15 protein-coding genes are annotated in these 19123 nt (G+C 62.8%); 8 read left to right on the top strand and 7 right to left on the bottom strand.

Translation table 11 applies throughout. The features are described from left to right. Window positions 1–127 precede the first annotated feature (127 nt). Window positions 128–805 (bottom strand): MIP family channel protein, encoded by a 678-nt coding sequence (locus FJ934_RS07785; protein WP_140608413.1) that lies wholly within the window; start codon window positions 803–805, stop codon window positions 128–130. A 324-nt stretch (window positions 806–1129) separates the two neighbouring features. On the opposite strand from FJ934_RS07785, the gene FJ934_RS07790 reads away from it, so the two are divergent. From FJ934_RS07790 to guaA, 4 genes are all read left to right on the top strand, one after another. After that, window positions 1130–2419 carry an RsmB/NOP family class I SAM-dependent RNA methyltransferase gene (locus FJ934_RS07790; protein WP_140608415.1) on the top strand — a complete coding sequence of 430 codons (1290 nt, stop codon included), beginning with the start codon at window positions 1130–1132 and terminating at the stop codon, window positions 2417–2419. A gap of 135 nt (window positions 2420–2554) precedes the next feature. Continuing rightward, window positions 2555–3013: a PaaI family thioesterase gene (locus tag FJ934_RS07795; protein ID WP_027146613.1), complete on the top strand. Its 459-nt coding sequence runs from the start codon at window positions 2555–2557 to the stop codon at window positions 3011–3013. 4 nt (window positions 3014–3017) lie between these two features. After that, window positions 3018–3683, top strand: a complete 666-nt coding sequence (locus FJ934_RS07800) for a 5'-methylthioadenosine/S-adenosylhomocysteine nucleosidase (RefSeq protein WP_140608417.1) — start codon at window positions 3018–3020, stop codon at window positions 3681–3683. A 55-nt stretch (window positions 3684–3738) separates the two neighbouring features. Next, window positions 3739–5301, top strand: coding sequence for a glutamine-hydrolyzing GMP synthase (guaA, locus tag FJ934_RS07805; protein ID WP_140608419.1), 1563 nt, complete (start codon window positions 3739–3741; stop codon window positions 5299–5301). A gap of 172 nt (window positions 5302–5473) precedes the next feature. Here guaA and FJ934_RS28645 read toward each other — a convergent pair whose 3' ends face one another. Next, window positions 5474–5596, bottom strand: a complete 123-nt coding sequence (locus FJ934_RS28645; RefSeq protein ID WP_264296510.1) for a hypothetical protein — start codon at window positions 5594–5596, stop codon at window positions 5474–5476. A gap of 243 nt (window positions 5597–5839) precedes the next feature. Between FJ934_RS28645 and FJ934_RS07810 the strand changes: the two genes are divergently transcribed. From FJ934_RS07810 to FJ934_RS07825, 3 genes are all read left to right on the top strand, one after another. Beyond that, window positions 5840–8389: a caspase family protein gene (locus FJ934_RS07810; RefSeq protein ID WP_140608421.1), complete on the top strand. Its 2550-nt coding sequence runs from the start codon at window positions 5840–5842 to the stop codon at window positions 8387–8389. 516 nt (window positions 8390–8905) lie between these two features. Further along, window positions 8906–10009 carry an OmpA family protein gene (locus FJ934_RS07820; RefSeq protein WP_181165552.1) on the top strand — a complete coding sequence of 368 codons (1104 nt, stop codon included), beginning with the start codon at window positions 8906–8908 and terminating at the stop codon, window positions 10007–10009. 7 nt (window positions 10010–10016) lie between these two features. Further along, entirely contained in the window at window positions 10017–11255 is a 1239-nt protein-coding gene (locus FJ934_RS07825; RefSeq protein ID WP_140608427.1) for a caspase domain-containing protein, read from the top strand. Between the two features lie 48 nt (window positions 11256–11303). On the opposite strand, the gene FJ934_RS07830 is transcribed toward FJ934_RS07825, so the two are convergent. Further along, window positions 11304–11840, bottom strand: a complete 537-nt coding sequence (locus FJ934_RS07830) for a hypothetical protein (protein WP_246671450.1) — start codon at window positions 11838–11840, stop codon at window positions 11304–11306. 212 nt (window positions 11841–12052) lie between these two features. Here FJ934_RS07830 and FJ934_RS07835 point away from each other — a divergent pair, with 212 nt between their 5' ends. Then, the gene (locus FJ934_RS07835; protein ID WP_140608431.1) at window positions 12053–12556 is read left to right on the top strand and encodes an OmpA family protein; all 504 of its coding nucleotides are present in this window, start codon (window positions 12053–12055) and stop codon (window positions 12554–12556) included. 181 nt (window positions 12557–12737) lie between these two features. On the opposite strand, the gene FJ934_RS07840 is transcribed toward FJ934_RS07835, so the two are convergent. From FJ934_RS07840 to FJ934_RS07855, 4 genes are read right to left on the bottom strand one after another with little or no spacing between them, the layout of a single operon-like run. Continuing rightward, window positions 12738–15182, bottom strand: a complete 2445-nt coding sequence (locus FJ934_RS07840; RefSeq protein ID WP_140608433.1) for a M23 family metallopeptidase — start codon at window positions 15180–15182, stop codon at window positions 12738–12740. After that, complete coding sequence (locus tag FJ934_RS07845; protein ID WP_181165553.1) at window positions 15179–15673, bottom strand: DUF1036 domain-containing protein; 495 nt, start codon at window positions 15671–15673, stop codon at window positions 15179–15181. Before FJ934_RS07845 ends, FJ934_RS07840 begins: the two co-directional genes overlap by 4 nt. Window positions 15674–15686: 13 nt before the next feature. After that, complete coding sequence (locus tag FJ934_RS07850) at window positions 15687–18317, bottom strand: serine/threonine-protein kinase (protein WP_140608435.1); 2631 nt, start codon at window positions 18315–18317, stop codon at window positions 15687–15689. Continuing rightward, a complete protein-coding gene (locus FJ934_RS07855) occupies window positions 18314–19093 on the bottom strand; it encodes a PP2C family serine/threonine-protein phosphatase (protein WP_140608437.1) in 780 nt (259 codons plus the stop codon). Before FJ934_RS07855 ends, FJ934_RS07850 begins: the two co-directional genes overlap by 4 nt. Between the last annotated feature and the right edge of the window lie 30 nt (window positions 19094–19123).

Below are 19123 nucleotides of genomic sequence, written 5' to 3' on the forward strand. Positions count from 1 at the left end.
GACACCAATTTACAAAGCTCAATCAACGCGCAAAACAAAACCCCGCCGAAAATCGACGGGGTTCGTCAGCAGTCTGAGGCAGGCGCGGGCCACGGTCCGCGCCTTTTCTTCATTCAGGCCTTCGAGATCAATCCTTTTCGAAGACACGCGCCTTGGCCACGACGCCGGCGACGGCGCCGCCGATCAGCGGCGCGACGATGAACAGCCAGAGCTGGTCGATCGCTGCACCGCCCGAGAACAGCGCCGGGCCGATGGAGCGGGCTGGATTGACCGAGGTCCCGGTGACCGGGATCATGGCGAAGTGAATGCCCGCCAGCGTCAGGCCGATGACCAATCCGGCAAATGCCGTCGAGTGCTTTTCAGCGGTAACACCGAGGATCACCGTGACGAAGGTGAAGGTGCCGATCAGCTCCCACAGGAATGCCGAGCTCACGCCCCATTTCGCCTCATCCCAGCCATTGGCACCGAAGCCGCCTATGTGGCCGCCGGCCTGGCCGGAAACGATGATCCACAACGCCAGTGAAGCCAGGATGGCGCCGATGATCTGCGCGATCCAGTAGGGAATGACGTCCTTGGCCGGCAACCGGCCGGCAAGGAAGACGCCGAGCGTCACCGCCGGATTGAGATGCGCGCCCGAAATCGGACCGATCGCACAGGCCGCCGCGATGAGACCGATGCCGAATGCCAGGCCAATGCCTTCCTGACCAAGAGGCAGCGCGCCGCCGAAGCCGCCCGTCACCACCGACGCCGTGCCGATGAATACCAACAGAAATGTGCCTAGAACTTCCGCCAGATAAGTCTTCATTGCCCTCTCCTCGTGACGATCCGCCGGTCCGCGTTTTCCGCGCCGCGAATCATGGTTGGAAGAGTATTCCCAACCGAAAAACTTGGAAATCAGAGCTGTTGCGCCATGTACGATGCTTGCGCTCACCAAGTTACGAACATTAGAGATCTTTCATTTACTGATCGCTCTGCTGGTGCCGACCCGGATGATTTATTGATCATACAGTTCTGGCAGGCCACGGTCGGGCTGCTGCCTCGTCGCGAGTCGGAGCGGGGTTCAATCCGGACGTGAAAGGCTCTAAGAGCAGGCCGAGAGATGAATGTGCTCGATTTGATGGAATAACGAATGCGACTGGGCGGACGGCTGGCTGCGGCCATCGAAGTGCTGGAGGACATTGGCCGGCGTCACCGGCCGGTGGCCGATGCGCTGAAGGATTGGGGGCTCTCACACCGTTTCGCTGGCGGCGGGGATCGCGCCGCGATCGGCAACATCGTCTACGACGCGCTGCGCCACAAACGCTCCGCCGGCTGGCTGCTCGGCGAAGATACGCCGCGTGCCATCGGCTTCGGGGCGCTGCTGCTCGAATGGGGCCAGACGGCGCAATCACTCAACACCGTGCTCGAAGGCGACAAGTTCGCGCCGCCGCTGCTCAGCGCCACGGAACTCCAGGCAATCGCACAGCGCAGGCTTGCCGACGCGCCGCCCGCGGTTCGCGCCGACATACCCGATTGGTGCGAACCGCTTTTCGAACGGGCCTTCGGCGGAACGTGGGTCGAGGAGGGCGCCGCGCTGGCCACCCGCCCGCCGCTCGACATCCGCGTCAACACGCTGCAGGCTGACCGCGCCAAAGTGCTGGCCGAGCTGGCGCAGACCGGCGCCAGCGCCGCGCGGATCGCGCCACAGGGCATCCGAATCCCGCCCATCGACGGCGACGGCAGGCACCCTAACGTGCAGGCCGAGCCGGCCTTCCAGAAAGGCTGGTTCGAGGTCCAGGACGAGGGGTCGCAAATCGCGGCCACGCTTGCCGGCGCGACGGCCGGCATGCAGGTGCTCGACTTCTGCGCCGGCGCCGGCGGCAAGACGCTGGCGCTGTCGGCCGCGATGGAAAATCGGGGACAGATCTTTGCCCATGATGCCGAAAAAGCGCGGCTGGCGCCGATCTTCGACCGCATCCGCCGCTCGGAGAACCGCAACGTGCAGGTCGTCACCAAGCCGGCCGAACTCGCTCCGCTCGCCAATCATATGGACATCGTGCTGGTCGACGCGCCCTGTACCGGCAGCGGCACCTGGCGGCGCCGTCCCGATGCCAAATGGCGGCTGACGCAAAGACAGCTCGACGCCCGCAAAGGTGAGCAATCGGCGATCCTCGACGCGGCACGCGCCTATGTCAAACCCGGCGGCCTGCTGGTCTACATCACCTGTTCGGTATTCGACGACGAGAATGGCCAACAGGTCGCGGAATTCCGCGAGCGCAACAGCGGCTTTGCTCCGGTCGATCACCGTGCGCTCTGGAACAGCTGTTTTCCAGGCCATGAGGCGGCCGCGCGGATCGGCGCTGGCGGGGATGTTTCGCTGTCGCCGGCGCTGAGCGGCACTGACGGATTCTATTTCTGTGCCATGCGCAGGGCCAGTTGAACCGCACCGAGTGCCCTCATCCCGCATGGAGTTTCCCTGCTCGGCCGAGGCCTAATGCTGCAGTGCAGCAAAAGCATTTGCCTGCCGCCCATGCCTCTGCGATAAGCTTTCCCGGCAAACCTGAAGGCAATCGTGATGGCGGCAAAGATCGTACCGGCTCCAGACTATGAGGATCGCGTCAGGGCATCCTTCGCACGCCAGCAGGCGATGGCGACCATCGGCGCCGAACTGACGCTTGTGACGCCTGGCATCATCGAGATCGAGATGCCCTATTCGGCAGCACTGACCCAGCAGCATGGGTTCCTGCATGCTGGCGTCATTTCGACCGCGCTGGACTCGGCCTGCGGCTATGCGGCGTTCTCGCTGATGCCGGAGAATTCCGGCGTGCTGACCATCGAGTTCAAGGTCAATCTTTTGGCGCCGGGCAGGGGTGAGCGCTTTCTCTTCCGTGGCTCGGTGACCAAGCCTGGTCGCACCATTATCGTTGCCGACGGCCAGGCCTATGCCTTCGCCGCCGACGGCGAGGCCAAGCTGATCGCCACCATGACGGGGACGATGATGACGATGGTTGGGCGCGACGGGATTGCAGGGTGATACGATGGGTAACATTGTGCGGATCGGTGGCAAGGACGTCCTTTTCATCATGGCGGCACAGGCCGAATACGGGCCGCATTTGCAACGGTTGTTCACGCCACTGATGACGGGTGTCGGCCCGGTTGAAGCGGGCGTCAGGCTTGGCGCCGAACTGTCCTGGCTGAAGTCGGAAAAGGCGCTGCCCGATCTGGTGGTTTCACTGGGGTCTGCGGGAAGCCGGAGCCTGGAACAGACGGAAATTTATCAGGCCATCTCCGTCAGCTATCGCGACATCGATGCGTCGCCGCTCGGTTTCGAGAAGGGCGCGACGCCGTTCCTCGACCTGCCGGTGACCGTGCCGCTGCCGTTCCGCATTCCGGATATAAAGGAGGCCACGCTGTCGACCGGTGGGGCGATCATCACAGGCGCGGCCTACGACTCGATCGCGGCCGACATGGTCGACATGGAAACCTTCGCCTGCCTGCGCGCCTGCCAGCTGTTCGATGTGCCTTTGATCGGGTTGCGCGGCATTTCCGACGGGGCGGCTGATCTCAGGCATGTTGGTGACTGGACCGAATACCTCCATGTCATCGATGAGAAGCTGGCCGACGCCGTGACGCGCCTCGAACAGGCGATCGGGTCGGGCACGCTGCGGACGGATTCACCCCGTGACGAGCCGAGACCGCTCTGAACGTCAGGCTATGCAACCCATTGCGCAGACTCGTTTCTTTCTCTAAACGCTCGCCATGACAACAGCCAATCATCCCGATACCGTCCTGATTGTCGATTTCGGCAGCCAGTTTACGCAGCTCATTGCCCGCCGCATTCGCGAGGCGGGGGTGTTTTCCGAGATCGTGCCGTTCCAGTCGGCCGAGGCGGCGTTCAAGCGCATCAATCCGAAAGCCGTGATCCTGTCAGGCGGTCCTGCGTCGACCAGCGATATCGGCAGCCCGCGCGCGCCGCAGATCGTCTTCGATGCCGGCGTACCGGTGCTCGGCATCTGCTACGGCCAGATGGCGATGTGCGTGCAGATGGGCGGTGTCGCCGAAAGCTCCAACCACCGTGAATTCGGCCGCGCCTTCGTCGAGATCGAAAAGGATAGCCCGCTGTTCGAGGGCCTGTGGGCCACCGGCCAGCGCCATCAGGTCTGGATGAGCCATGGCGACCGTGTCATTGCGCTGCCGCCGGGCTTCGAGGTCTTCGGCAAGTCGGAAAGCTCGCCCTTCGCCATCTTCGGCAATGTCGAGCGCAGGATGTATGGCATCATGTTCCACCCCGAGGTGGTGCACACGCCCGACGGTGCAAGGCTGCTCAGGAATTTCGTCCATAACATCGCCGGCATCGAGGGCGACTGGACAATGCGCGCCTATCGTGAGCACGCGGTCGAGGCGATCCGCAAGCAGGTCGGCAAGGGCAAGGTCATCTGCGCGCTGTCGGGCGGCGTGGACTCCTCGGTCGCCGCGCTGCTGATCCACGAGGCAGTCGGCGACCAGCTGACCTGCATCCTCGTCGACCACGGCCTGATGCGCAAGGACGAGGCGGCGGGCGTGGTTTCGATGTTCCGCCAGCATTACAATCTGCCGCTGATCCTGGTCGATGCCTCGGACAAGTTCATCTCGGCGCTGGAAGGCGAAGCCGATCCGGAGAAGAAGCGCAAGACCATCGGCCGGCTGTTCATCGAAGTGTTCGAGGAAGAGGCGCAGAAACTGGGCGGCGCCGATTTCCTGGCGCAGGGCACGCTCTATCCCGACGTCATCGAGAGCGTCTCCTTCACCGGCGGTCCGTCGGTGACCATCAAGTCCCACCACAATGTCGGCGGCCTGCCCGAGCGCATGAACATGAAGCTGGTCGAGCCGCTGCGCGAACTGTTCAAGGACGAGGTGAGGGCGCTGGGCAAGGAACTCGGCCTGCCCGAAAGCTTCATCGGCCGCCATCCGTTCCCCGGCCCCGGCCTCGCCATCCGCTGCCCGGGCGGCATCACGCGCGAGAAGCTGGAGATCCTGCGCGAGGCCGACGCCATCTACCTCGACGAAATCCGCAAGGCTGGCCTCTACGACGCCATCTGGCAGGCCTTCGCCGTGCTGCTGCCGGTGCAGACCGTTGGCGTGATGGGCGACGGGCGCACCTACGAATTCGTCTGCGCCCTGCGCGCCGTCACGTCGGTCGACGGCATGACCGCCGATTTCTACCACTACGACATGAATTTCCTGGGTGCCGCCGCCACGCGCATCATCAACGAGGTCCGCGGCATCAACCGCGTCGTCTACGACGTGACGTCGAAGCCGCCAGGCACGATCGAGTGGGAATGATTTTGGGGCCTTCGCGCACTATCGCGTGCTATCGGAATACCCCTAAAAACGACTGATTTAATAAGCAGAAATCTTCGCCCGTCGATCGCGAACGATCGCGTGCAAAAGGACCGTTCTGACGTCTTTTTGACGGTACCGTTTTCTTGGCGCGCCAAAATCGAAAAGTGCCTTTTCATTGGGAATCACCAGCTGCGTTTCCCGTGGATGTGTTCCATGCTGGCAGCCATCCTTTCGCGGCCAGGGCCGGATCGCCAGCTTCAATGGCCAGCGGAATACCGTCGAACATGATCTTCATGTCCTCGAGCTCCGCCGAAATCTCATTGCGCTTGCCGTTGCAGTCCGGGCGTCGATTCGCCCAGCTTATTGCGGTACCCACGCCACTGGGCTATTTTAACAGTTGATTGGGTGCGGCATCTGCCAGCCATTGCGGATGCCTTTCGTGCCTTGCCGTTTCGGCGGATGTGAAGTCTTTAACGGACCGCGGCGTCACAAGCTGTGTCTTGTGACCCGACAGGTCACTAGCAGTTAAGGATGAGCCATGCTGCGATGTTGTGCTTTCATTGCGGCCCTGATCCTCGCGAGCTTCACGGCGTTCCAAGCTTGCGCCGATCGAAGGGTTGCGCTTGTCATCGGCAATTCCGAGTACCGCGAAATTCCGGCTCTGAAGAATCCGGAGAAGGACGCCGACGATGTGTCGAACACCTTCCGGCTGGCCGGATTCGACGTGTTCGTCGCTAAGGATCTCACCAAAATTGAGTTCGAAAAGCAGTTCCGCAACTACCTTGCGGCGGCGGACGGCGCTGATCTTGCGGTCGTGTACTATTCTGGCCATGGGTTTCAGATCGGCGGTGAAAATTTCCTGATCCCGGTCGATGCATCGCTCAGGAACGCGGCTGACATTGAGGTGCAGGCCGTAAAGCTCAACGATGTGCTGCAGCAGTTGCGCGCGAAATCGAAGATCCAGGTGATCATCCTCGACGCCTGCCGCAACAATCCGTTTCCACGCAAGGACTATTGGTTGCGAGACCAGCTGATCACTGCCGGCGACACCGGTCTTGCGCAGGTGAAAAGTTCGCTGAACACGCTTATAGCCTTCGCCACCGAACCCGGTGCTGTCGCTTATGACGGAAGTGGCGATCTCAGTCCTTTTTCCTCCGCCTTCTCCCGTCGCGCGCTGGCGCCGAACCAGGAGATACGCTCGGTGATGGCGGCCGTTCGCCGTGATGTGGTCGAGGCTACGGCTGGCAAGCAGGTGCCTTGGGAAAACTCATCGCTGATCGACGAGGTCGTCCTTATGCGTCGCACCAGCCGGCCCGCACTGCCGCCGGTGCTGGAAAAGGTCGTGCCGTCCGGCGTTGGGCCTGTCGCGCTCGACCTCCCGGAGCCGGTCGATGTCGATGGCGGCGCGGTCACCGTCAGCATCGAGAGACCGCCGGCGTTGGGGCGTCTGATCTTGGATAGCAAGCCGGTTGCGGCGGGTGAGTGGATCGCCGGCAAAGATCTTCCCCGATTGGAGATGGACGTGCCCAAGGGTGCTGGCGCCCAGGAAGAAGTCGACATGCTGGTCTATGCCACACGCGACAATTGGGGTGGCGAATCCCAGGGCATCCTGGTGTTCCGCGTCAAGAATGGGGAGGGCGCCGAGGGCAGGCAACTTATGGCCTCGATCGAGTCCGAGCAGAAACAGGAAGTGGTGGAACGAGGCATTCACATTACCGGCGCCGCCGAAGCGATCGAAAACCGTGACGTACAGGTTCCCGTCGGCGTGGGTCCGGTTCCGTTGAAGCTGGATTTCCCAACCACGGATCCCGCGGTCAGCCTGAAACTTGCGAGCTACCCGGCAACCGGGACACTGTCCCTGCCGGATCGGACCTTATCTCCGGATTCGCGCCTGATGGCCGATGAAGTCGACCACCTGCGCTACGAACCCCAGATTGGCGCCGTCAAACCACTGATAGTCGGCTTTGAAATCAGGGCGGACAACGCTTCGTCGAAGCCGGCGACGATGAAGCTGTCACCAACCGTCGATCCCTGCGATAGGGAGGCCGGTGAGCCTCTTGACCTGCAGGGCGTCGTCCCCGGCCTGCTGCCGAACGAAATCAGCAGCAACGCCGTCGACGTCTGCCGGGCGGCGGTCAAAGCCTATCCGGACGTCGCTCGCTTCCGCTACCAGCTCGGTCGGGCGCTGCTTGCGGTCGGCAAGGTCGATGAGGCCAAGAAGGCGATCCAGGAGGCTGCCGACAAGGGGCACGTCCGCGCGGTGTTCGAGCTTGGCTACCTCAACGCGACGGGAACGGGCATGCCCGTCAATCGCAAGCAGGCCAATACCTTCTACGCTGCAGCGTCCGACAAGGGGGATCCCTATGGGATGACCTCGTGGGGCCGCGCCTTGTTCAACGGCTACGGTGTCGAGCGTGACAGCACCAAGGGGCTGGACCTGCTGTTGAAGGCGGCGGCGATGGGGCACACCTATGCCATGAACGATCTTGCGGCGATCTTCACGGAAGGTCGCAATGGCGTGCCTGCCGATCCAGCTCGCGCCGTGGCCTTCCTCAAAGCTGGCGTCGAGCGACAGGACATGTATTCGATGAACTTGCTCGGCCGCAATTATCTCGCCGGCACGGGGGTCGAGAAGGACCCGAAGACAGCACTCTCGCTTTTCCAGAAATCCATGGATCTCGGCCAACCGTACGCTCCCGGCAGCCTTGCGCGCATGTACAGAGACGGTGTCGGCGTGCAGCAGGATCTTGCAGAAGCGCAAAGGTTATTCGAGCTGGCGACCGACCGCGGCGATCAGTCGGCCGCGTATGATCGCGCGGCTCTGGAGATGCGGAGGGGTGACAAGGCGGACCAGGCCGTGGCGGTGCGCTATCTTGCTTTCGCCGCCGCGCTCGATCTCCGCAACGAAATTCCGGATGCCAGGAGCAGACTGGCGAAGTTCGGAGCCAAGGCCAAGACGGCGGCTCTGAAGCGGATGCGTGAGGACCTCAAATCGAAGATTTCGGCGGACGGCACGTTGGACGATCGACTGGTCAAGACGGCCAGGGCGGTCTGGGAACAAGCCAACCCGCGCCGGGACTTGTTCTGATCAATGTGGAGGCAATACGGTGGGCTGGGCATCGAAAAAACACGCAATCGTCGCAACGATCCTATCAGGCGCTCTGGTTGTCGCGGGGTGCACGACCGTGACGCCGAGAGCCGAGCCGACCCCCACGGTGAAACACAAGACGAAGGTCATTCGCACGACGACCGCGCCAAAGGTTGTCGTTGCCAAGAAACTGATCAAACCCGTTGGGGAAACGCCTGAATCTCCGCCCCCCGTCTTACCGGCCATAGGCGGCGGCAATAGTGGTGGCAATAGTGGTGGCAACAGCGGCGGAAACAGCGGCAGCGGCGGTGGCGGCTGGGGAGGCTGACCAAAAGTTTCACTGAACTCGCTGATCGCCGCGCTCGGACTATGGCGACGCGCTCTCAGATGATTGCATGGCATGCGTCTTCAACCGCGCACGACGGCTAGAGCCGCTCGCCAAGCAAGGGCAAGTGCTCTATGCTCCGATCGCATGCCGGTATCGATATTGGGTTGTCCTGGGCAAGGGGGCGTTCCGTGGTCGAAGTCATCGCATTCTGGCGGAGGACGAAGGCAGGCGCTGCTGCGCAAGCCGCGGGTCTCACTATCATCGCAATGGCCGGATTGTTGCTGTTCTGGCCGCAAGCTGCCAATGCCGCGGCGAACTGGACGCTCGATCCTGCCGCCTCGGTGCTCACCTACCAGTCGGTCAAGAAGAACACGATCGTCGAGACCAACAAGATCAGGAACATCACCGGCACGCTGAGTTCCGCCGGTGACGCCAAGATCAGCTTCGATCTCAATTCCGTCGACACGGGTGTCGATCTCCGCAATGTGCGCATGCGCTTCCTGTTCTTCGAGACATTCAAGTATCCGACGGCCGAGCTGACGGCCAAGGTGGACCCGGCCGCATTTGCCGACTTGCCGGTCAAACGCCGGATCAAGGCAACCTTGCCATTCCGGCTGAGCCTGCACGGTGTCGACAAGGACCTGGAGGCGAGCGTCGTCGTGACCATGATCAGCGACACTCAGGTCTCCGTTGCTTCCGAGGCTCCCGTCGCGGTGCATGTCGAGGACTTCGGCCTGCTGCCGAACGTCGACAAGCTGCAGCAGGCCGCCAATGTGACGAACATAGTGCCCACCGCCTCGGTGTCCTTTGACTTCGTCTTCATTGCCGACGGCAGCAAGCCGGCCGCGGTTCAGACCGTCGCTGCTGGCGCCGATATCGGTCCGGTGGCCACCGATGCCGCGAAGACCAATTTCAGCGATGAGGAGTGCCTCAACCGGTTTGCCGTGCTGTCGCGCACCGGCGCCATCTACTTTCGCCCGGCAAGCGTCAGGCTCGATGCCAAGAGCCGTCCGCTGCTGGCGGAGGTCGAAGGTGTCGTCGGCAAGTGTCCGACGCTCAAGGTCGAAGTGTCCGGCCACACCGACTCCGATGGATCGCCCGAGGCAAACAAAACGCTTTCGGAACGGCGCGCCCAGGCGGTTGCCAATGCGTTGGTCGCCGACGGCGTGCCGCGCAGCCAGATCAGTGCCGCCGGCTATGGCGAGGATAGGCCGGTTGCCGCCAACGACACGCCAAAGAACAAGGCGCTCAATCGGCGGATCGAATTCTCCGCCACGAAGCTCGCGAACTGAGGTCGGGGTGGGCTCCCGTCCAATCGCGTTTTGCGCCGGCCTGCTTCGCGGCGCCGGTCTTGCCGCCCTTGTCTTGCTTTTGACTTTGACGGCCGCCAGCGCCGAGCGCCGGGTCGCGCTCGTGCTCGGCAACTCGCAGTACCAGCACGCCGCGCCGCTCGCCAACCCCGTGCGCGATGCCCAGGCGATGGCCGAGCGCTTGCAGAACCTTGGTTTCGAGGTGATCTCCGGCTTCGACCTCACCAAGCAGCAGACCCAGGCCACGGTCGCCCAGTTCGCCAAGCAGGTGCGCGGCGCCGATGTGGCGCTTTTCTTCTATGCCGGCCACGGCTTGCAGGTTTCAGGCAAGAACTATCTGCTTCCGGTGGATGCCGCGCTCGAGGACGAGACCTCGCTCGACTTTGAGACCGTGTCTGTCGATTTCATCCTGCGCCAGATGTCTCGTGAGACCAGCATAAGGCTGGTGTTCCTGGACGCATGCCGCGACAATCCCTTGGCCGATGTGCTGGCAAAGACCGCGGGCATCAAAGGTGCAAGCAGCGGGCTTGCGGAAATTCCGATCGAGAATGGCGGCGCGGGAACGCTCGTCGCCTTCGCGGCCAGTCCCAACCAACTCGCCTATGATGGCTCCGGCGACCATTCGCCCTTCACGACGGCATTGCTCCAGCACATTGGAGAATCCAATGTCTCCATCACCGAAGCGATGAACAGGGTGACCAGCGACGTCTTCAAGGCGACCGCCGGCAAGCAACGCCCCTGGATCAATGTTTCTTTGACCACCGAGGTTGTCCTGCACAAGGTCGATTTCAACGCGCCGCTGATCGTCGGCGAGGCGAGCGTTCCGCCGGCTGAAGCCGGCTCCGGAACCCGCAACACCGGCGCGTCGTCAGGCCTGGCCGACGACCAGCTTGCGCTCGATCTTCTACGCGCGAAAATCCCCAAGCTGGCGACTGACGGCCCGATTCTTTTCGATCGTCCCGTCAAGTTCGGCGACCCGGCGATCGACGGCAAGAGCATCGCCCAGTTGATCAGGAGCGAACCACTTTTCAGTCCGGTGGAAGGCCTCGACAAGTCGGTTTGGGAAGGCAAGCACTGCGACACCTGCCATGAGTGGAACGAAACAAGATTGTGCGAGCAGGCGAAGAATTTCGCCGCCAACGACGTCTCGGTCCTGCGCCTGCAGCATCCGCTCGGTACCCGCTTCAAGGTCGCTCTGGCCAGATGGGCACAAGGCGGTTGCCGGTGATGCTGGCCTGATGCCAGCATGACGGCGAATAGGGATCGGCGAAAGCCGTTACGCCTCCATCTCCGCCATCTGGATGCCCATTTCGACAAAGGCGGAAAGCACGGTAAACCGGTCCGCCAGCGAGGCGCGGGCCAGCCCGGCCAGAATTCCGGCATTGACGGCATGGGCGGCAGGAAATCCGGTCGACACCATGTTGAGGGTCGGCTCACGCCACACCGCTGCCAAAGCGATCCAGGCGGCCGGTGTCGCCGGCGGCAGGTCCAAGGCATTGCTCAGGGCAGCTTGATGGCGAGGATTGTCGGGTTCGCCGACGCGGTCGTGGACAAGCGCCAGCAATTCGAGATCCCGCTCCGCGAGGAGCTCAACAAGATTGCTCAGGCATTCATGTCCCCACCAGACGGCGGCTCGCTCGGGCAGGAGATAGGCGCAGAACGTGACGGCTTCTTCCGGCACCCGCCCGGCAAGCAGGGCACGGCAAAAATCAAGCGGCGGCTGACCGGTGGCCAGCGATTTCATGTCCCTGGCGATGGCGGGACAAGCAAGAAACAGATCCCGTGCCGTTCTGTATCCGAGTTCATTGGCCATGGCTGCCACACCCCGAAAGCCAGCGGAATAGCACTGAAGCCTGTGGCCGGGCGCCGGTCAAGCGTCAGTGTTGGCAGGTCGGCAGCCACGAGCAGCACGCGTTTGTTCGCAGACAATCGCTTGCCGATTTGATATGGTACGCGCCAGCGAAATCCTCTCGGACAGGAGTAACGGTCATGCGATGGGGCAGTTCAGCCTTGGCATTGGCGGCCATGCTTCTTTCAACGCATGTCTGCGCCGATCCGCTTCAGAAGTCGGAAGACATCGTGAAGTTCTTCGCCGGCCAGCCAGGCAATCTGGGCGCCTCGCGCGGCATCTGCGTCGGCACGGAGGAAGAGTGCAAGAGCAAGGCTGAGAAGACTGGCTCGGCTTCACAAAAAACCGGTCTCGACATGATGATCAATTTCGCCCTTGATTCCGCGCAACTCGACCAGATCGCGCGCACCGAACTCGACGAGTTCGCCAAGGCGCTGAAGGACAATCGGCTGAAAACGTTCAGCTTTGTCGTTGAAGGTCATACCGATGCAACCGGCTCGGATCGCTATAACCAGGACCTTTCGCAGCGAAGGGCGCAGTCGGTGGCGGCCTTCCTGACCGCGAACGGCGTGGAATCTACCAGGCTCGAAGCAATCGGCCTTGGCAAATCGCATCCGCGCGTCGCCAATCCTTACGATCCTGTCAACCGCCGCGTGGAAATGCGCATCAGGACCGAGTAGGCAATTGGCGCCAGGCGATCCATTAAAGGCGATACAGTCAAACGGGAGTCCAACTCCAGGAAAATCGTGAAACGGCTTTCCCGGGAAAAGCGCATCGCGCCTTCCCTTGGGAGTTGCCTCAAAACCAAAACAAAGAGATAGAGCGGTTCACCGTTTCCTCGAAGCGGTGAAATGCGCTAGACTAGCCTGGCCCAGGCGTATCCTGGATTGAATTGAGCAGGGTCGCTATTGCCTGCTTGTATTTTTCGAACTCCGGCGATGTCTGCCTGAGTTCGGTCGTGGTCGTCGCCGGCTGGCTTACATCCGTCAAAACGCGCGGCGCTTTCTGTCCCATCTTCCGTTCGGCCCAGTCAACGACATAGCTGGCGGTCTTGCCGATGAGAAACGGGTTGGCCTCGATCACGGCCGAGCCCAGAACGGCGCTCAATTGCGACGAGCCGGGCGCGGCCAGCACCTGGTGCGCTCCCTCCATGCCAAGGAAGTGGCAGAGGTAAAGGCGTCCTGCCGTTATCTGGTGGCCGCGGGCGCGCAGATAGGCCTCGCCTTCGCGCGCGAGGTTACGCACCATCTCGCGCGACAAAGTCAAGTCATAGCGAAGCGCGAGCAGGTCAGCGGTCGAGAGCGAACGGGCAAGATCGGGACGATAGGTGTTCATCATCCGGATCCAGGTCTTGGTGATGAACTGGCCGGCGCCGGTTGCTGACGAGTTGGGGTTCTTGGCACGGGCGCTGCCGCCGCTTTCGACATGCACGATCCGGTCGGTTAGCGTCTCGACGGCAGAATCGCCAGAGCTGCCGGCCCCGCCGGGATTGGCGGAATCAGCGCTGGCAACCGTGGTGACCGTCCCGAGGGGATCGATCGCTTCGCCGTTCTGATAAAGCTCGAAATGCAGATGCGGTCCGGTCGAGAGCCCGGTGGTGCCAATATAGCCGATGACGTCGCCGGCCCTCACTTTGGTGCCGACGCCGCTGGCTATGGCAAATTTCTGCATGTGCGCGTAGCGCGTCTCGCGCCCGTTTGAATGGGCGATCTTGACCAGATTGCCATAGCTGCCGCCATCGCCCTGGAAACTGATCTCGCCGTCAAAGGCGGCCAGGATCGGCGTGCCGATTGGAGCCGCCCAGTCGACGCCATTGTGGATTCTAACCGTGCCGAGGATCGGATGCTTACGGGGGCCGAAGGTCGACGTCATCACCCCGCTCACCGGCGTGACCATGCCGTTGATGACGGTCAGCGAACGAACCTGATCATCGCCGGTCACGCAGGCATACTGACCGTCGCTTTGCTGGAAGACGAAGCAGTCGAGGTTCTTGTCCTTACCCAGGACGCCGACGTAAAGCACCCGTCCGGAGATATCGCCCTGGCCGCGCGGTGTCTGCGAGTAGATCAGCACCAAGCGCTGGTCCTCGCTGGCGAAAGCGTCCAGATCCTGTCCTCTCGACAGATATATGATCGCTTCGCCGATCACGCTGGTCGGCACCTTGTTGCGCGCCGCGGTCGAGTAGATTGCGTCGAGCAGGCGATACTGCCGCTTGGGCCCGCCCTGATCCGAGGCACCGGAATAGTTGAAGAGGTCTTCGCGGACCCAGGGGTCGACGCCTGAAACGAAGGCGCCGGCCGCATTGCGCGTCAGCGTACCGACATAGACGTTCCTTGCGTAGACGGAGACCTGCATCAGCGACATGGTCGTCGTCTCGCGGTTCGGCCGGAAACCGCGCAACGCGACCACAAAACCGGGTTCGAGTCCGTCGCGGTTGAACAGCGCTTTCAGCGCCTCGCCCGCAAGCCTGGCATCGTCCGCGGAGAAATGGGCGTCGAGCACCACGCCATCCAGGCTGCGGTCGTTGAGGATTTTCACGAAAGTATCCTCCGTGGCCTCGAAGCGCTGATATTCGCTGATGACGGTCTCGACGGTGGTGTTGTTCTCGATCGCGGTTTTCTTGAAGGCGGGGAGCGCTGCCTCGCCTTGGTCGATGGTCTCGCCCCAGCCGGCCTCAGGATCGTCTGCGTCGGCTTTGGGTGCGGAACTGGCGGGGATCTCGCCCCCTTCCGGCGGCGCCTGCAGGTCGTTCGCCAGATCGCTTCGTTCATCGTTGGGCGCCACGGCAGGTGCGGGCGAAGTCGGTTGCTGATCGTCCGGTGCTGCGGCGGAAGGCTTCGGAGCAGCCTGCCGCTGCGCCTGGAAAAAGGCAAAATCCTCCTGCGTTGAGGGGATCGTCGTCATGAATTTCTCGCTGGTGCTCAGCATCACGTCAGACAGAATCTCGATTTGCGGCGAAGCCCCGGAAGTGTCGAGTTCGGCCGGGCGCGCAACCGTATGGCCCTTCGAGGCGGTGTCGGCATCGGGCGCCAGCGTGATCCACATCGGGTCGCCAGCAAGGTCGATGATGGCCGGCACATAGACCGAGGCGTCGGGCGGCACGTCTTCCATACCTTCGACGGGATGCAGGTCTTCATCCTCGTCGCCGAACGACCAGTCATCCTTGGTCAGATAGAAGCCGGTCGCGATCGCGATGATGGTGAGCGCAGCAATGCCGGCAAGAAAGCGGCGCCAAAATTTGCGTCTGCGCTCGCTCTGGCGCGCCAGCTTCTTCTGTTTGAAGCTCGTGTCGATGCTGTGCGTCACGGGCTGTTTCCGGTCAGAAAATAGGTCCAGCGCACCTGCTCAAGGGTATCGACCTCGACGAAACGCGCCGCGATATGACCTCGCTGCCAGCACTCTTCGATGCCACGGATAGAGAAGCGGCGCCGATCGACACACATCTCAGTCGATCCGTCGAGGATCGCATGGCCGAACACATCGGTCGCGTACAGGTAGATGTACCGGTTGGTCAGCTCCTCGCGGATGACGTTCACGCACTGGTTGGCGCCGATGGTCCACCAGCCGTCGGTCTGGTCGGCATTGTCGACCTTCTGTCCAACGGCGAGATTGACGACATCGAGCGTCTGGTTGCAGACGGTGAATTCGGCGTGCGCGCTGTTGGTCGAGAGGATAAAGAGCAGCGCCGCGCCGAACAGCGCGGAAAATGCCACGCGGGCGGAGAAGCCCAGCAAGAATCGAAACCAGTCTATGCGCGTCAAAGCCTGGCAAAATGAATGCAGGTAGCGAGGGTCCATCGGCGTTTCATATCTATCCGCCGAGCCGGAAATACTTGGCGGTGGCGGAAAACTGCGAACCGTCGGCCTCGATCTCCCCGAGGATCTTTGGCAAAAGCTCGGAGGCCGGTGTCGGTATCGAGAACATTGCCGCCTGAATATCCCGCGGCCCGGTGATCACCAGCATGATCTGCGGCAGGGCCTTTCCGGCCGCCTTGTCGGCGGCGCCTAGACCGATCGGGATGCTGAAGGTCGCCTTGTCGGTTTGCGCCACCATGCGGTCATCGAGGTTGAAGGCGATGCCCCTGTGGTCGATCAGCATGACGTTGGAAACGAGCCCGCCATGCGTTACCAGCGCGCCGGTGATCGGCGCGCCATCCGCCACCGACGCCCGGTCGAGAACGAGCTCAGGCCTTTCCACCTGGTTCCGGTCGAGGAAGCGCAGAAAGTTGGTCACTTCACACTGGGGCTGCTCGATGAGACGGACGCTGATGTCCGGCTCGAGATGAAACTTCGTCTTAAAATCATTGAGCATCTGCTCGAAGGGCTGCACGGCTGTTGCAAAGCCTTCGATAGCGGCGGCGCTGTCTGTTGCCGATGTCAGCGACGCGTAAAAACAGTCGCCGCCGCTGAAGTCGCGCACCCATGAAGCGCGTTGCACCGTCTCGTCGGCCGCTTTCGCCGGCGGAACCGCCGGCTTGGGCATATTGATCGCGACTTCGGTATTTCCGGGCTGCGTGGTCACCGGCGGCCGCGGCTGCCGGGATGGCTGTGCTGTCGGTGCCGGGTCTGGCGGCGCGGTTGATGGCGTCGGCTGGCTGGCGGTCGGGGGCGGGGCCGCCGGTTTTGCCGGCGGACTAGTCGGCTGCGCCGGTAACGGGCTCTCCGAAGTCGGCGGCGAGGAAGCCTTAGGCTTGGCCAAATTGGAAAGCATGTCGACGAGATCCGTTGCGCTGGGTTTTATCGTCGGCGGGTTTGCACTTTCCCCAGCCTTCGGCACTGACACGGGTGGCGTCTGGGCAGGCTTGATCTCGACCGGTGGCAGTTGCGCCTGATTGTTGTTGGCCGTGAATTCGGGCTGGGCCGCCGGGGCCGGCTTCCCTACGGGCGGCGCGACAGGCTCCTGCTTGTCGGTGGTCGGCGGCTGGGCGGCCGGCGCCTGCTCGGCGGGCTGCTGTGGTTCTGTTGCCGGCGACACCTCCGGCCTGGGGGTCGCTACGGGGGTTTCGGTGGGCTTGGCTGGCTCCGGTTTCTGCTCGGCCGCCGCGTCCGCCTGGTTCTCAGCCGGTATTGGGGACTTCACCTGTGCATCCGGTAGGGCAGGTGGCTTCATTGTCTCGACAGGGGCAGCGTTGTCAGCTTTTGACGGCTCTGGCTGAGGCTGTATCGGTGATTGCGGCTGAGGTTTCGATGTTTCCGGCTGCGGCGTTTGGGCCACCGGCTTGGGGGCCTCCACAGCGGGTTCGGGCACCGGCTTCGGCCTCTCTTCGGCCGGCGGGGGCGCAAGAATCCCACTGAAGTAAAAACCGCCCCCCAACAGGAGTGCCAGCGTCAGCAGGCCGCCAGCGATAGCCGGCATCCGCGACGATCTTCGCGGCGCAGCCGGCTTGGGCGCGCTGGCCGGCGCGGGCGCTGGCGCGGGCCTTGGTTGCGACAGATGCGCCGGCCGCACATGTTCGACGAAGCGCTGTTCGCCCGGAGACGCCGAAGGCTGGGGCCTGGACTCGGACAGCGCCGTCCAGCCGGCGCGCGGCAAGCCCGAGCGTTCACGCGAACCATATGATGCCGGCGGCAATGTCACGTCGACATCCTCGCTACGCGTTGCCCTGGCGATCTCGGCCATGCTGGCCGGCCGATCGCGCGGATCCGGCTGCAGCATCGCGCCGATGAGCTCGTGGAAATCGGGATCGATGTCGGACAGGTCCGGCACGGCCCGGCGTTTCTCGATGACCTCGTACTGCGTGCCGCTCATATCGAGCGGCTTTCCGCGCAATGCGGCGGCGAGCACCAGTCCGAGGCTATAGATATCGGACTGCTCGCTAATCTCACCGCCATAGAGGCCGAGCTGTTCCGGCGAAACGTAATTGTATTTGCCAGCGAACTTCCCGCCGATCAGCGTTTCACCGCCCGCGGCCGCCGACCGGGCGATGCCGAAATCGATGATCTTGGCACGTTCCACCCGCCCGCCAGGCAGGATGATGTTGTCCGGCGAGAGATCGCGGTGGACCGCGCCCGCCTGGTGCACCGCGGCAAGCCCCGACGTCAGGCGATGGCAAAGCCGACGCACTTCCTCCCCCGGCATCGGTCCGCGACGCATTATGTCGAATAGGGATTGGCCGTCCACGAACTCCATCGCGAGATAGGGCCGGCCAATCCTCGGATCTATGGTGAAGACGTGATAGCGCACCACCGCGTCATGCGACAGATGGTTGAGGATCGAGGCTTCCTTGCGGAACAGCGACAGGATCGTCTGGTCGCGGGCGAATTCAGGCAATACGATCTTGATCGCCACATGGTCGCCGGTTTGGATGTTGTGGCCGCGATAGACTTCTCCCATGCCGCCGGATGCGATCCTCTCGTCGAGTTCGTAAATGCCGCTGAGCTGCGTGCCGACGCCAGCATAGGTGACGTCCGTCAATATCCGGGTCTTGTCGTCGTCGCTCATCTCGCCAGGCTCTCCACTCCGGGCCGATCCGAATGGGGCGCATCGTTGCGCCCGCCACCGATCTTCACGAGTACGATGGTCACATTGTCGGTTCCGCCACGCGCCAGCACAGTCTCCAGCAGATGCCGGCACGCCGCCTGCGGTGTTGCGGATCTCACCGCGGCTTCGATCTCGGCATCGCTGACATGCGCCGTCAGTCCGTCGGTGCTCAGAACGAAAACATCCCCCGGCATCAGCTCGCCCTGCTGGAAATCGATCTCGAGCTCATCGCTGACGCCGACGGCATGGGTGATGACATGGCGGCGCGGCCAGGTAAGTGCTTCCTCAGCGCTGATCATGCCGCGGTCCAGCAGTTCCTGGACCTCGGTGTGATCCTTCGAGACCTGAAGGATCACGCCGTTGCGGACCAGATAAATGCGGCTGTCGCCGGCCCACAGGCCGGCGAACCGTCCGTCCATGGCAAGCAAGGCCGCGAAGGTGGAGCCGATGGTGATGCCGCGGGATCGAGAGATGTTGCGGATCTCGGAATTGGCGCGGCTCATCCGGTCTTCGAAGCGCGCGCGAAGGTCCGGCGCCGAGCTCGCGATGCCGATCGTCGCCAGATGATCGACGATGCTGGCCGATGCGACCTCGCCGGCCTCGTGCCCGCCCATGCCATCGGCCACCACCCAGAGACCGGTCTGCGGCTCTATCAGGTAATTGTCCTCGTTGTGGTCGCGCACGCAGCCCTTATGGCTCACGCCGAAGCTTTCGATGGGAAGGACGGCAGTGCTCAATTTGCCACCAAGCGCTCGCGAGCGTCCTCT

This window comes from Mesorhizobium sp. B2-4-12, from assembly GCF_006441575.1.
In the GTDB taxonomy this organism is placed as follows: domain Bacteria; phylum Pseudomonadota; class Alphaproteobacteria; order Rhizobiales; family Rhizobiaceae; genus Mesorhizobium.

Coding starts and splice junctions, on each gene's coding strand:
- FJ934_RS07785 (WP_140608413.1), bottom strand. CDS start 805: ATGAAGACTTATCTGGCGGAAGTTCTAGGCACATTTCTGTTGGTATTC.
- FJ934_RS07790 (WP_140608415.1), top strand. CDS start 1,130: ATGCGACTGGGCGGACGGCTGGCTGCGGCCATCGAAGTGCTGGAGGAC.
- FJ934_RS07795 (WP_027146613.1), top strand. CDS start 2,555: ATGGCGGCAAAGATCGTACCGGCTCCAGACTATGAGGATCGCGTCAGG.
- FJ934_RS07800 (WP_140608417.1), top strand. CDS start 3,018: ATGGGTAACATTGTGCGGATCGGTGGCAAGGACGTCCTTTTCATCATG.
- guaA (WP_140608419.1), top strand. CDS start 3,739: ATGACAACAGCCAATCATCCCGATACCGTCCTGATTGTCGATTTCGGC.
- FJ934_RS28645 (WP_264296510.1), bottom strand. CDS start 5,596: ATGAAGATCATGTTCGACGGTATTCCGCTGGCCATTGAAGCTGGCGAT.
- FJ934_RS07810 (WP_140608421.1), top strand. CDS start 5,840: ATGCTGCGATGTTGTGCTTTCATTGCGGCCCTGATCCTCGCGAGCTTC.
- FJ934_RS07830 (WP_246671450.1), bottom strand. CDS start 11,840: ATGGCCAATGAACTCGGATACAGAACGGCACGGGATCTGTTTCTTGCT.
- FJ934_RS07835 (WP_140608431.1), top strand. CDS start 12,053: ATGCTTCTTTCAACGCATGTCTGCGCCGATCCGCTTCAGAAGTCGGAA.
- FJ934_RS07845 (WP_181165553.1), bottom strand. CDS start 15,673: ATGGACCCTCGCTACCTGCATTCATTTTGCCAGGCTTTGACGCGCATA.
- FJ934_RS07850 (WP_140608435.1), bottom strand. CDS start 18,317: ATGAGCGACGACGACAAGACCCGGATATTGACGGACGTCACCTATGCT.